The 14,391-nt window shown below is 39.1% G+C and carries 13 protein-coding genes and 1 riboswitch; all 13 genes read right to left on the bottom strand.

Features of this window, described 5'->3' with window-relative positions:
* Positions 1–28: 28 nt before the first annotated feature.
* Positions 29–1,324: an O-acetylhomoserine aminocarboxypropyltransferase/cysteine synthase family protein gene (locus tag ACP8HH_RS00685; protein ID WP_438314440.1), complete on the bottom strand. Its 1,296-nt coding sequence runs from the start codon at positions 1,322–1,324 to the stop codon at positions 29–31.
* Positions 1,325–1,443: 119 nt separating this feature from the next.
* Positions 1,444–1,559, bottom strand: a riboswitch (SAM riboswitch).
* 147 nt (positions 1,560–1,706) lie between these two features.
* The gene (locus tag ACP8HH_RS00680) at positions 1,707–2,915 is read right to left on the bottom strand and encodes a hypothetical protein (protein ID WP_438314437.1); all 1,209 of its coding nucleotides are present in this window, start codon (positions 2,913–2,915) and stop codon (positions 1,707–1,709) included.
* Between the two features lie 187 nt (positions 2,916–3,102).
* Positions 3,103–3,864: a 3-oxoacyl-ACP reductase FabG gene (gene fabG, locus ACP8HH_RS00675; RefSeq protein WP_438314435.1), complete on the bottom strand. Its 762-nt coding sequence runs from the start codon at positions 3,862–3,864 to the stop codon at positions 3,103–3,105.
* A gap of 6 nt (positions 3,865–3,870) precedes the next feature.
* Positions 3,871–4,839, bottom strand: coding sequence for an NAD(P)H-dependent flavin oxidoreductase (locus ACP8HH_RS00670; RefSeq protein ID WP_438314432.1), 969 nt, complete (start codon positions 4,837–4,839; stop codon positions 3,871–3,873).
* A 35-nt stretch (positions 4,840–4,874) separates the two neighbouring features.
* Positions 4,875–6,842: a TRAP transporter permease gene (locus tag ACP8HH_RS00665; protein WP_438314429.1), complete on the bottom strand. Its 1,968-nt coding sequence runs from the start codon at positions 6,840–6,842 to the stop codon at positions 4,875–4,877.
* 38 nt (positions 6,843–6,880) lie between these two features.
* A complete protein-coding gene (locus ACP8HH_RS00660) occupies positions 6,881–7,876 on the bottom strand; it encodes a TAXI family TRAP transporter solute-binding subunit (protein ID WP_438314426.1) in 996 nt (331 codons plus the stop codon).
* A gap of 15 nt (positions 7,877–7,891) precedes the next feature.
* Positions 7,892–8,809 (bottom strand): ketopantoate reductase family protein, encoded by a 918-nt coding sequence (locus ACP8HH_RS00655; protein WP_438314423.1) that lies wholly within the window; start codon positions 8,807–8,809, stop codon positions 7,892–7,894.
* 67 nt (positions 8,810–8,876) lie between these two features.
* Positions 8,877–9,281: a PaaI family thioesterase gene (locus ACP8HH_RS00650; protein WP_438314420.1), complete on the bottom strand. Its 405-nt coding sequence runs from the start codon at positions 9,279–9,281 to the stop codon at positions 8,877–8,879.
* A gap of 7 nt (positions 9,282–9,288) precedes the next feature.
* Positions 9,289–10,287: an NAD(P)-dependent oxidoreductase gene (locus tag ACP8HH_RS00645; protein WP_438314417.1), complete on the bottom strand. Its 999-nt coding sequence runs from the start codon at positions 10,285–10,287 to the stop codon at positions 9,289–9,291.
* A gap of 87 nt (positions 10,288–10,374) precedes the next feature.
* Entirely contained in the window at positions 10,375–11,562 is a 1,188-nt protein-coding gene (locus ACP8HH_RS00640) for a thiolase family protein (RefSeq protein WP_438314414.1), read from the bottom strand.
* A 3-nt stretch (positions 11,563–11,565) separates the two neighbouring features.
* Complete coding sequence (locus tag ACP8HH_RS00635; protein WP_438314411.1) at positions 11,566–12,726, bottom strand: acyl-CoA dehydrogenase family protein; 1,161 nt, start codon at positions 12,724–12,726, stop codon at positions 11,566–11,568.
* 15 nt (positions 12,727–12,741) lie between these two features.
* Positions 12,742–13,521, bottom strand: coding sequence for an enoyl-CoA hydratase/isomerase family protein (locus ACP8HH_RS00630; RefSeq protein ID WP_438314408.1), 780 nt, complete (start codon positions 13,519–13,521; stop codon positions 12,742–12,744).
* Between the two features lie 13 nt (positions 13,522–13,534).
* Positions 13,535–14,386 carry a 3-hydroxyacyl-CoA dehydrogenase gene (locus ACP8HH_RS00625; RefSeq protein ID WP_438314405.1) on the bottom strand — a complete coding sequence of 284 codons (852 nt, stop codon included), beginning with the start codon at positions 14,384–14,386 and terminating at the stop codon, positions 13,535–13,537.
* Positions 14,387–14,391 lie beyond the last annotated feature (5 nt).

Below are 14,391 nucleotides of genomic sequence, written 5' to 3'. Positions count from 1 at the left end.
ATAAACCGTCTCTCAAAATATATCTTAATTACACAGTGACTGGAACTGCCTTCTCAATCGCTTGTTTAAGATCTGCAATGATATCATCAACTGATTCTAGACCTACCGAAAGTCTAATTAGTTCTTCTGTAACACCAGATTTCTTCAAATCTTCCGGACTTAATTGTTGATGCGTCGTCGAAGCTGGATGGATGATTAGTGATTTTGCATCCCCTACGTTCGCTACATGCGACCAGATTTCAACATTATCAATTACTTTTCTTCCAGCATCACGGCCGCCTTTAATCCCAAAAATCACGATAGAACCAAAACCATTCTTCAAATACTTCTTCGCAAGTTCATGCGATGGATGATCCGCATTCCCGGTAAACGTAACCCATTCAACCGATGGATGACCCTTCAAGAACTCCGCAACTTTAATGGCGTTCTCATTATGTCTCGGAACACGTAAGTGAAGTGTTTCTAGCCCTTGCAGGAAGTTGAATGCGCTATCTGGATCTAAGCACGGTCCAAAATCACGTAATAATTGCACACGCAGTTTTATCGCAAAAGCAACAGCCGCTGTGTCAATGCCGTATCGCAAGCCATTATACGAAGCATCCGGCTCTGTAAATCCTGGGAACCTGCCTTGCGTCCAATCAAACTTTCCAGCGTCGACAACAATTCCTCCGATTGTCGTACCGTGACCACCAATCCATTTCGTTGCAGAATGGATCACAACATCCGCACCAAACTCAATTGGATTTGAACCATATGGGGACGGGAATGTGTTATCAATTAGTAACGGCAAGCCGTTTTCATGTGCGACTTTCGCAACTGCTTCGATATCAAGCACGTGAAGACCCGGATTCCCGATTGTTTCCGCAAAAATTGCTTTCGTTTTATCCGTAATTGCGGTGCGGAAGTTTTCCGGATCCGTCACATCTACAAACTTCACAGTAATTCCATAACGAGGAAGTGTAACCGCAAATAAGTTATACGTGCCCCCGTACAAATTACTTGCCGCCACGATTTCATCCCCAGCGCCTGCAACATTCAAAATTGAGAATGCAATAGCAGCCATTCCCGATGAAAGAGCTACCGCAGCCGTTCCACCCTCGAGAAGCGCAAGTCGTTCTTCAAACACAGCTACCGTTGGATTCGTAATTCGCGAGTAAATGTTTCCAGCTTCTGATAAACCAAATAAGTTTTGTGCATGTTCTGTATCTCGAAACACGAAAGAGGTGGTTCTATGGATTGGCACCGCACGGGATCCCGTCACCGGATCAGGTTTTTGTCCACCGTGTAGTAGAAGTGTTTCGGGCTTAAGGTTTGCTTTTGTCATTGTCATTACCTCCAGTATTTTTTTAGATGGAAAATATAGTGCGGAGGCGTTGGGGGTTTAAAGGAATAAAAAATAACCCCCTTCGCTTAAGAAGAGGGTTACGCTTTCGCTAATTCCTCCCCTTATCTTTCAGTCCGTTTACACGAAACTGTAGGAAGTAGCACCTTTGCAAGTTGGTCGCTTGCTGGTTGCTGGGCATCGTAGGGCCTAATCCCTCCGCCGCTCTTGATAAGAGTGTGTTGTATTCAGTTTTCCATCTTGTTACATAGTATAGATGTAGTCGCAATATAAAGTCAAGTGTTTATTTAAAAGTTTCTGAAAACTACTTCTAAAAAAAGACTTTTAGCTTGAGCGCACTTACTTTCAATAGAAATATCAACTTTTAGAACATATCAATAATATAAATGTAGCCAAATGCCATTAAAGTAATTACTAAAAAGTACAATCCATTCCATTTAAATGCAACGGTAAAGCCATCTTTTTTTACATTTTGGCTTATTATAATGTTCATCGCATTTAAAGGACTAATAGCGGCCGATAGCATCCAGCTAAAAATACACATGAAAGCAACGGGTAAAGGATTAAATGGAACCCCTGACTCAATAAGCGTTAATAAAATTAAAGGTATTGAAATGATCTGGTGAACTCCAATCATAGCCACCCCTGTCACAAACAGAAGGATAAATAAGAACAATACAGCTAGCGACTCATTCACTGACCACTCTATCGCACTTTTCAGTACATTAATAAAGGGTGTATTGGCAATTGCATTTCCAAAAATACCCGCACTTAAAAACAGGGAAATTTCCATTCTAGAACCAATTAACAAACGGTCTTTATAGTGCAAATACTCTTCTCTAACAACATTCCATTTATTACGAAGGACAATCCAAATAAATGGAACCATAACACAAATAAAACTAACTAATAAAAGCATTGGTTTATGAAGCAGCGATTCCATACTGATTAATAGTAGAATCAACCCTAAAACAAACACTATAAGATAAAAAATGTTCTTCAAACCATTCTCATCAGGCTTCAATTGTCCAGGCTCTTGTAAAATTGTATGAGGAGTCGCATTCGGTCTTAATAAAAACAAACCGACAACTGCTTGCATAAGAGAAAACGTAACTCCTACTAAAATATAGGACATATATTTAACGTCTAATAAATAGATTACAATACCTACTGAGGCAAAAAATGGCGACCAAAGAACAGCGGGCGTAAACCCTAAGTAGTAAGAACGAGACAACATTTTAGGTTTGATTTCAACATCTTTCACAAAGTCATGCACGATGCGAATCGCACCCATATTTAAAATAGGCGCCAATAACATCATGAAAGAACTCATACTATAAAATGTTTTGCGCTCATCATTTTTATTGTTTGATAACCCGGAGACGATGGTATCAATTATTCCTTCCCTTCTAAGCGGGATTGACAACAGGGGAGCCAATATTAGGATTGCAAGCAGTGGAAGATTTTGTGTAATTCCTTCAAACAGCTCAAGTCCCCTGTTGCCATTTATAAAATGTATAATGATTCCCGTAGTAAAAAGAAATAACGTAAATAACCTTCCTTTGATCTCCATAGAAAAAACAATAGTTAGAAAAGTAGCTACTGAAACTATAGTAAACAATACAGTTATCAAGGGGTGGGAAACATACGCATTTATCATATATGTCAAGCACATTAACATGATGAGAGTAAAGCGTATCATATTACACCTACTCTCTTTCTTATTCATATAAGTTTCAAAAACTTCTCAAATTTCTATTTTATGCTTTGGGACCACCGGCAATATATAAAATTTGTCCGGAAACGAAAGATGATTCTTTACTGGCGAAGAAACAGACTGCGTGAGCGACATCTTCAGGCATTCCTGCACGTTTCACAGGGATTTGTTTGGATTTTTCTTCAACCAGCTCTTCAAATGCTATGCCATTACGTTCAGCCACAGATTTCGTCATTTCGGTGACAATGAAACCAGGAGCGACTGCATTGACTGTAATATTATAGCGCCCAAGCTCCAATGCTAAGGTTTTTGTGAAACCTTGGATACCGGCTTTGGCGGTTGCATAGTTCGCCTGTCCTCTATTTCCTAAAGCAGAAACGGACGAGAGATTAATGATTCTACCATACTCATTTTTCACCATGAATTCTTGTGCATATTTACTACAAATAAATGCTCCCTTTAGATGGACATTCATTACTTGGTCCCAGTCGAGCGTGCTCATTTTGAATAGTAAGTTGTCCCGTATAATGCCCGCATTATTCACAAGAATATCTACTCTATTGTGCGTCCTATTAATTTCGGCAAATACGTTTTTCACATCTTCTTCAACTGTAATATCGACGACATACTTTTCAAAGGAAATTTCCATTTCCTTAAACTCGATAGCTGTTGCATTTAAGATTCTTTCATCCACATCTAAAAGACATACATGACCTCCTAAAAGGCCAATCTTTTTCGCAATTTCTTTACCAATGCCTTGGCCTGCACCTGTAATAACTGCTACTTGATTTGTGAATTTAGTCAAAGTTTTTCACCTTTTCCCCATTGTATTCATAGTTAAATAACTTAACTGATTACGATAGTCACAAACAATTTCTTCTATGATTTCAGATACAGTTTTCACTTCATCGATAAGACCAATCGTTTGTCCAAGTGCGATTACCCCTGTATTTAAATTACCCGTATCAATTAGCTCTTTATACGATTCCCCGCTTATATAAGGGAAAATTTCTTCCAAGGTTGCGCCTTTTTTTTCCAACTCTGCTAACTCAATGGAGTGATTGGTCTTCATAACTCTGGCGGTTTTCCCAATCGACTTCTTCACCATTACAGTATCTGTTTCAGACAAATTCACCAAGTAATCTTTTATATTCTGATGGAGTCTAACTTCTTTTGACATTAGGAAACGGGTGCCCATTTGAACGGCACCTGCACCCAATGCTACAGCTGCGAGCATAGACTTACCCGTTGAAAATCCGCCTGAAGCAATAACCGGAATCGAAAGCTCTTTTACCGCTTTTTGAATAAGAGTCAAACTTGTTGTATCTTCCTTACCAGGATGTCCCCCACATTCATAGCCATTGACCACAACTGCATCACAACCCAATGATTCTGCTTTTTTTGCAAAACGGACGGAAGGGGCGACATGAATAACTTTCACATTGGCTTTTTTTAGGTCATCCATATACTGTTCAGGATTGTTTCCTGAAGTAAATACGATTTTAACGCCGGACTCAATTACACCTTCAACGAATTCATCCATTGGTCTTCGAATCCCAATCGCAATGTTCACTCCAAAAGGTTTATTTGTAAGTTTCTTTGTAAGCTCAATATCCTCCAGCATTTCTTTCTTTGTTTCGTAACTTCCAGCCGTGATTAACCCTAATCCACCCGCGTTAGAAACCGCTGAAACTAAAGGAGAAGTTCCAAGGCCTTGAAGCCCGCCTTGGATGATTGGATATCGAATGCCCAGCATCTGTGTGATTTTTGTTTCAATCATTTTACTTCTGCACCTTTCATTACATTACGCACCCTTTATAAAGTCGCCATCTTTCCGCTTAAATACATCGGGTGAATTTTCTTTTGATAAATATAAACAGCTAATAATACTAGTATTCCTATAACATCTGTTGTAATCCCAGGTAATACGAGTAAAACAGCGCCTGCGAATAAAAGAACTCTTTCATACCAATACGCCTGTCTAATAAACCAACCTTCCGCCGCACAAGCAACCCCGATAATACCGATAATCGCAGTTATCACTGACACCACAATTGCCGACCAACTTCCAACAAGTAACAGTGTTTCACCATATACGAAGAAGAACGGAACGATGAATGCGGCTAGACCTAATCTTACCGCTGTCATTCCCGTTTTCATCGGATCAGCACCCGCAAGTCCTGCTGCCGCAAATGCCGCCAGTGCGACTGGAGGGGTAATTGCAGATAATGCAGCAAAATAGAAAACGAACATATGTGCAGCTAATGGTGATACTCCAAGTGTAATTAGGGCAGGAATCGTCAATGGTACTTGAACAATATAAGCCGCAACTGTTGGAAGTCCCATTCCTAAAATAATACTTGTAATCATTGTGAAAATTAAAGCCACAATCAGAACTCCACCAGAGAGGCCAATGATTATGCTACTAAACTTCAATCCAATGCCTGTTAAACCAATAACTCCAATAATAATACCTGAAGCCGCACACGCAATCGCCGTTTCAACAGAAGCCCTTGCGCCTAAATCAAGTGCTTTGAACACTGTTGGGATATTGATTCTGGTAGCTTTGCTCAAACCAGCGATTAGTATAGTAACGACGATTGCAAACAACCCAGCCCTCATCGGGGAACTTCCTGACGCGAGCATAACAACTATTACAACTAACGGGATAAAGAATAAAAAACCCTTTTTAAATACTCCCCAGAAACTCGGTAAATCTTTTTTATTTAACCCTTTAAGGCCCATTTTTACAGCTCTTAAATCGACCTGAACAAATAGACAAACGTAGTATAGAATTGCTGGAACAATAGCAGCAATTGCTATATCCATATACGGAACACCTAAATAGGATGCGATAATGAAAGCGGAGGCACCCATTATCGGAGGCATAATTTGACCGCCTGTCGAAGCGACGGCTTCAACTGCACCAGCGAATTCTTTTTTATATCCAGTCTTTTTCATCATAGGAATTGTAAACGCACCAGTAGTTACTGTGTTTGCTACAGCACTACCCGAAATTGTACCGAGTATGGAACTCGCAATGATAGCGGTTTTAGCGGGTCCGCCTCGGTACTGTCCCATTCCAGCGACCGATAAGTCGATAAAGAATTTCCCCGCACCGGACACTTCCAAAAACTTACCAAACAAGATAAACAAGAAAATGAATGTTGCAGATACCCCAAGTGGTGTACTAAATACACCTGTTGTAGTATAAAACAAATGATCTATGAACCACATTGTTGTAAATTCTCTATGCGAAAGTGTACCTGATAGCAAATGTCCCCAAATTCCATAAATGAGAGTTACTAAAATAATAATAACTAAAGCGCGCCCGATTACCCTACGCGTTGCTTCTATTAATAAGATTCCAGCAATAATTCCAATAGCAACTTCCAAAGTTGTTAGTTTTTCAATATAACTCATTCGGGAGGATATTTCTTGTGCGTTAATGACGAAATAAGAATAAACGCCTATTGAAAGCACTATGAATAACCAGTCGTACCAAGGAATACTCTCAGACTTAGCTGCTTTGCTCGTTGGCTTATAGATTGCGAAAACCAGTACTAATGCAAATGCTAAATGGGTAGAACGTTGCAAAATCGATTCAAATACTCCAAAAAATGCGGTATACAAATGAAATAGGGACATAAGTATTGCCACAAGTGAAATTACTTTTCCGGCTACGCCTAATAATGGACGTAGCTTTGTATTCAATACACCATCATCATCGTATTCGGTGCTTTCTACAACTTCAATGGAATCCAACACATTATTTTTTGTCATACACTATCACTCCCCTACATTCCAGAACAATATTAAAATTACTCCATTGCTCCTACTTCTTTATAGTATCTCATTGCTCCTGGATGCATTTTTCCTACATTGTTTTTAACGGAATACTCCGCATCAAATTCTGCCATAACATTTGAGATTTTCAACCAGTGATCTTTTTCTTCTACCATCATCTTCGTTAATTGGTAAACCGTTTCTTCGTCCATCAAGTCATCATTTACTAGGAGCACAGAGTAACCAGCGACTGTCTTTACATCTTCTTTTATTCCAGCGTAAGTTCCTGCTGTTACAATATGCTCCATATAACCTTCATTCTTTTCACTCATCTTTTCAACAATATCATCCGTTAAAGGAATCATTCGAATGCCTACCGTTGTATCCAGTTCTTGAAATGTTGAAACTGGAGCAGCAACCATACCAACGATTGCATCAATATGTTTATCACGCATTAGATCTGCGCCATCAGCTGTACCAATATATTCAATTCCACCTAAGTCGTCATAGCTCATTCCTACAATATCTAACACATCTTGAAACACAAGTTCTCCGCTGTATCCTTTAATACCAGGGCTTACTTTTTTACCCTTCAAGTCTTCAACAGTATAGATGTCCGAATCTGCACGAACAACCATGTGATATACGTTTGGATATAAAGTAGCAATTGTACTTACGTTTTCAATTTTTTCTTTGAATGGACCGATTGCATTGATTGCTTCTGGAACCGTTTGTCCGTTACTAAAACCTATTTGAAATGTGCCATCACCCAAACCGAGTAAGTTCGATACAGAACCACCTTCAACAATTGTTACAGAAGAATCAGGGTATAATGCAGTCATTTTATCACTCATTGCAGCAGACAATGTATACCAGAATCCACCTACTGTTGCAGAACCAAATGTGATTTCTTTAGGTGCACCTTCAGCTTTTTCTCCACCATTGTCTGAACCCTTATCATTTCCTCCACACGCTGCGAGCACTAGCATCATTAGCATTAACGTAAATAGTAATCCTGTTTTCTTTTTCATTTTCTATTCCTCCTCTTATGTTGTTTGTAAGTTGTTTTCTTTATTTTTCAATATAAAGAAAATTGTTTTCAAAGTATCTATCGATAGACCATGTATCTCGGCTTTGTCCAAAATATAGCCTACCAATTCGTCCGCTTCTGTTACTTTTCCTTTACGGATATCTTGCAACATGGACGTAGCATGTGATTTTGCTAGTTCGGCATTTTGAAAGGCTTGGTCAATATCTGTTTCAGTTAATGGAATGCCGCATAATGCCGCAACTTGTATTGTTTCCAAACCAATCGACCACGCAATCTTTCTAAGATGCGGATCTTCAAGTATTTCCCCAATTGTCTTATCAATCGCAGCTGTTAGTGGATTAAACAATAGGCTAAACAAATACTTCTTCCATTTTCTAAGCATCACTTCATCTGTGCATTTCACCGGAATCCCAGCATCCTTAAGCACTGTTGCAATTTTCTTAGCTGTATCTCCGCCATTTTCACTAAGACCGCCAATAACGAGACCATAGCTTCCATTTTGCTTAATAACTCCGGGTGCTTCAATTGCGGCTTGCACAAATACGACTGCTGATAATACACGTTCCTCACCAAATACGTCAGCGAGCACTTCTTCATTGCTCACACCGTTTTGAAAACTTATCACGTAAGCTGACTTGTTTAATACTGCTGCAAGTTTTTCTGCAGTTCCTCTCGTATCCCCCGATTTCACACAAAATAACACGAGCTCACATTCCGCAAGTGCTGAAATGTCTTCAGTAAAAGTATTGTGAATTGTGATTTCTTCATTTTCTCTCTTAATCAATAAACCTTTTTTAGTCATTTCGGCTAAATGTGCACCGCGAGCAATAAAAGTTACATCATGACCCGCTTCGGATAGAAAACTTCCGAAAAAGGAGCCTACTGATCCACTGCCTAAAATCCCGATTTTCAAAAGAAGTCCCCCTCTCCAAAGTTCTGGTATACCTATTTCTTTACAATAAATCAAATCTTCTATGCAATTAAATGGATTTAACTACTCTAAACGTTCCAACACTATGGGCAATTAAATTCTTATTTTCATCAAACAGTCTACCTTCGATGAGCACAGTACTTCGGCTTTCACTGATAACCGATGCTTCAGAATAAATTCCACCTTCTACGACCGGCTTAAGAAATTGAATATTCATTTGAATTGTCATCACCTCATCAGAGCCTAATGTCCTTCCAGCCATACCCATCGTCGTATCTAAAACTGAAGCGTAGATGCCGCCGTGAATGGAGTCTCGAACATTTCTGAAGTTTGGATTGTAAGGTAAATAGAGTTCCACATACCCTTTTTTCAATTCCTTCATTTGTAAACCAATAAAGTCCCAAAATGGACTTGTCTTAAAATCTTCCCGAACAATATCTAAATGATTTTCCATTTACTCACTACCCCTTTTTCAGTGGAGATAAATCGTTTAAATTCGCAATAACAGATAATTCCTCACCATTAATTGCTTTTACTAAGTTTTCTGAAATTACAACCGAGGTTAACTTAGCTGCTTCTAAACTGATTCCACCAATATGAGGAGTCATTGTGATTTCTTCAAGTTCGAAGAATGGATGATTTTCTGCAGGTGGTTCAATCGCAAATACGTCTACTCCGGCTCTTGTAAATTCACCATTTTTCAGAGCTTGAACCATGTCAGCTTCATTAATAACTCCACCACGTGCTGTATTTATTAAAACAGCTGTTGGCTTCATTAAACTAAACATCTTTTTATCGATAATTTCCCTCGTCGCTGCTGTAAGTGGAATATGAAGACTAATCGCATCACTTTCTTTAAATACATCCTCCATTGATGTCGTCAGGTTTACACCGACAGAGTCTGCAAGCTTTTGTCTTTCAGCGTCTATTGTTCTTACATATACTAAAATGTTCATTTCAAAGCCATTTTTCATGATTTTTGCAACAGTTTGTGCAATGGAACCAAAGCCAACAATACCTAGCGTCTTCCCTTGCAGCTCAGAAGTATATTTCCCATCTCGATACGAGAAATTACCAGATCTAGTATTTTTGTCGAAAATAGTAATGTCTTTCATTACTGCGAGCAAAAGTGCAACAGCATGTTCTGCAGTAGCGCGACTATTTATTTTCGGTGCATGTAGAACCTTAATACCTTTACTCGTTGCATATTCAACATCAATATTATCAAGCCCAATGCCCGCCCCTGTAATCGCTTTCACATTTGTACAATGATCTAAAATCCCAGGCGTTATTTTTGCAGGAGCTCGTAAAATAATTCCATCTACATCGTTGTTTTTTAAATAAGTAATAATTTCTTCTTCATTGAAGGTTTCAAACCTTTTCACATTTGCGAGTGAGTTTAACGTCGCTTCGCCGTCTGGATGGTACATCGGTAAAATTTGAACAATGTTCATAACCATGGACTTTCAACTTCCTTTCTGATTAAAGATTAATTGGATAAGAACCTATAATAGGGTCTTATCCAATTAACAGTATTTATCATTTTCTTATTGCATGTTTTCTACAATCGTAGTAATCCCTTGTCCGCCACCAATACATAGCGTAACAAGACCATACTTAACGTCACGACGTTTCATTTCAGAAAGAAGTTTTGTCATTAGAATCGCTCCTGTAGCACCAATTGGGTGACCTAATGCAATTGCTCCACCATTAACGTTTACTTTATCAATGTCCATGTTTGAACCCTTTATTACTGACAACGCTTGAGCAGAAAATGCTTCATTCAACTCAATTAAATCTATATCATCGATTGTAAGACCACATTGCTTCAACGCTTTTTCAGTTGATGCAACTGGACCAATACCCATAATCTCAGGTGATACTCCGCTTGAAGCTTGTGCAATTATCTTAGCTTTTGGCTTCAAACCGTATTCATTCATTTTATCTTCAGACATCATTAGAACTACAGACGCACCATCGTTTCTACCACTTGCGTTCCCAGCAGTTACCGAACCACCGTCTTTAAATACCGCACGAAGTTTAGCCATTTGTTCTTTCGATGACTGACGTGGATGCTCGTCCGTATCATACATAAAGCTGCTTTTACGCTCTTTAATTTCAACAGGGACAATTTCATCTTTGAAAAGACCGTTTTCGATTGCTTTTGCAGCAAGCTCCTGACTTCTCATCGCAAACTCATCTTGCTCTTCTCTAGAAATGTTATATTGTTCAGCTAGATTTTCAGCTGTATATCCCATCGTTAAGTTGCCATATGTTTCTTGCGGCTGTGAGCATGGCTGGCTTTCCGTATTCGGATCTAAAATCAAGCCGTTTCCTGCACCGAAACCATAACGAGCATTACGGATATAGTAAGGTGCTGTACTCATACTTTCAGCACCACCCGCAATGACAACATCGCTTAGACCAAGTCTAATTTGCTGATCTGCGTTATTGATTGCCTGCAACCCAGATCCACACTGACGGTGGACTGTGTATGCAGGTACTTCTACAGGAACTTCAGCTCTTAAAGCAGCAACGCGTGCCATATTAGACGTGTCTGCACTTTGTTTCGCAGAACCTAAAATAACTTCATCTATTTGAACTTCTTTACCTGTACGTTTTAGCAATTCTCTTATAACGATTTCACCAAGGCGGTCAACGGTAATGTCTTTCATCGTTCCGCCCATTTTACCAATTGGTGTCCGAACAGCTTCAACAATATATGAATTACGCATCAATTATGCCTCCTTTTTCTTGTAAAAACGCTTAAGTTCACTTGCAATTATGTTTCTCTGAATTTCAGATGTACCTTCGTAGATTTTTGTAATACGTGCATCACGGTAATATCTTTCAATTGGATAATCGCTCATATAACCAATTCCGCCGTGGATTTGAAGAGCGATATCCGCAACTTTGTTATAAACTTCAGAACCGAATAACTTAGCAATTGCTGCTTCTTTTACAACACGCATATTTTGGTCCGTCATCCATGCAACGCGGTACGTCATGGAACGAAGCACTTCGATTTGCATGCTGATTTCTGCCAGCATATGTTGAACTGCTTGAATTTCAACAATCGGTGTACCAAATTGCTCGCGCTCATGTGCATAGTCAAGTGAGTGTTCTAGAAGTCTTTCACATGAACCAAGGTTACGCGCGGCAAGTCCAGCACGGCCATTCGCTAGAATTTTAAGTGCATTAATATATCCCTGACCTACTTCACCTAAAACGTTTTCTACAGGCACTTCCATGTTGTCGAAAAACAGTTCCGCTGAGTGAGATCCTTTAAGACCCATTTTCTTTTCAACTTTTCCAAGAATGAAACCAGGGAAGTCTTTCTCTACGATGAATGAAGTAATTCCTTTTGCACCTTTAGAGGCATCCGTTACAGCCATAACAGTGAATACATGTCCGTCAACCGCATTTGTGATGTAATGCTTTGATCCATTAATAATATATTTGTCGCCTTTTAAAACGGCAGTTGTTTTTAAATTGGCAGCATTCGATCCTGCACTTGGCTCAGTTAACGCGAATGCAGCAATCCATTCACCAGATGCCATTTTCGGTAAATACTTTTGTTTTTGCTCTTCTGTTCCTAAATCTACGATACCAACCGTTCCGATACCTGTATGTGCTCCTATAAGCGTTGTATAGCCATTATGTGTTTTTCCAAGTTCTTCATAAATCGCACATTTACCGACCATATCAAGACCAAGACCACCGTACTCTTCAGGGATACCAAGACTAAATAATCCCATTTCTTTTGACATATCTACGATTCTTTTAGGTATTTCATCATTTTCTTCAATTTCCATTGCTACCGCTTCTACTTCTTCACGAATAAATTTCCGAACGCTTTTTCTTAAAAACTCAATATCCTCAGGTAAGTTAAAATCCATTATAAATCTCTCCTCTTATTTGTTTTTAAATTCTGCTTTTCTTTTTTCTAAAAATGCTAATGTACCTTCTTTTTTATCTTCAGTACCAAATGCGACTGCTTGTGATAACTTTTCAATCCACATCGCCGTATCTGAATCGACATCAAATCCTTTATGGATTGCAAACTTGGCAAGTTGAACAGCAACTGGTCCTTTTTTCATCACATCAGATGCAATCGCTTCGGCTTTTTCAGCTAAGCCTTCTTCATCAGTGAAATATGTTACTAAACCTATTCTTTCTGCTTCTTCGCCGTCAATAATTTTTCCGGTTAGAATCATGTCCAGCGCTCGCCCTTTTCCAATAATTCTAGAAAGGCGCTGTGTTCCACCTGCACCTGGAATAATTCCTAAATTTAATTCAGGTAATCCAAATTTAGCCTTTTTCGTTGCAATTCGGATGTCACATGCAAGTGCCAGTTCACAACCACCACCAAGTGCAAAACCATTCACTGCAGCAATTGTTACTTTGCTTGAATTTTCAATTTTAGAATACAAACCTTGCATACCAGGAATTAAAGCCGCTAACGCTTCTCTTTCGTGGAGTTGCCTAATATCTGCACCAGCCGCGAATGACTTACCACCTGCACCTTGTACAATAATTACTCGAACCGAGCTATCTGATTCTGCATCTAAAAACGCTACGTCTATTTCATTAAGTGTCTGTGCGTCAAGAGCATTTCTCGTTTCTGGGCGATTAAGTGTCAGCCACATAATGCCTTCTTTTTTCTCTACGAGTAGATTCGTATAGTTTTCCACCTAACACAGCTCCTTAATTGTAATCGTAAAATCCACTGCCGCTCTTTTTACCAAGACGACCTGCCTTTACATACTTAACTAGTAGCGGGCAAGGACGATATTTCTCACCAAGTGTTTGGTACAGATACTCCATATTGCGGAGTCTTGTATCAAGCCCGACTAAGTCTGCAAGTTCTAAAGGTCCCATTGGATGATTTAGACCCAACTTCATTGCTTTGTCGATGTCTTCTGCAGACGCAACACCTTCCATAAGCATGTTCATCGCTTCGTTACCAATCAAACAGTTCATGCGTGATGTAACAAATCCAGGAAACTCGTTCACTTCAACGGCTTGTTTATTTAATGAAGCAGATACTTCTTTTGCCAACTGAACCGTTTCATCTGATGTTTCTAAACCTCGAATTACTTCAACCAATTTCATTTTATGTACAGGATTGAAGAAATGCATTGCGACCACTTTATCAGGACGTGATGTTTGGGCACCAATTTCAGTTGGACTCATTGTAGATGTATTTGTAGCAAGAATTGCTTCAGGCTTACAGATCTTGTCTAACTGTTGAAAGATGGAGATTTTCAAATCCATTTTTTCAAGAACCGCTTCAATTACTAAATCCGCATCTTTTGCCGCTATTGTTAGATCAGATTCGAATTTCAGATTTTCTTTCGCATTTTCAAAAACATCTTTTTGTAAAAAACCTTTTTCAAAACTAGAATTCAGCAATTCTTCAATATCGTTTTTAGACTTTGCTAAAACCTCTTCATTTTTATCATTCAAATACACTTTATGTCCGGAAACAGCACAACTGTATGCAATTCCTTTTCCCATAACACCAGCACCTACAACAGTAATTTGCAATGTATTCATTCCTT

Origin of the sequence: Sporosarcina sp. FA9 (assembly GCF_051550205.1) — a bacterium.
GTDB lineage: Bacteria > Bacillota > Bacilli > Bacillales_A > Planococcaceae > Sporosarcina.
This window is presented reverse-complemented; position numbering and strand designations above follow the sequence as displayed.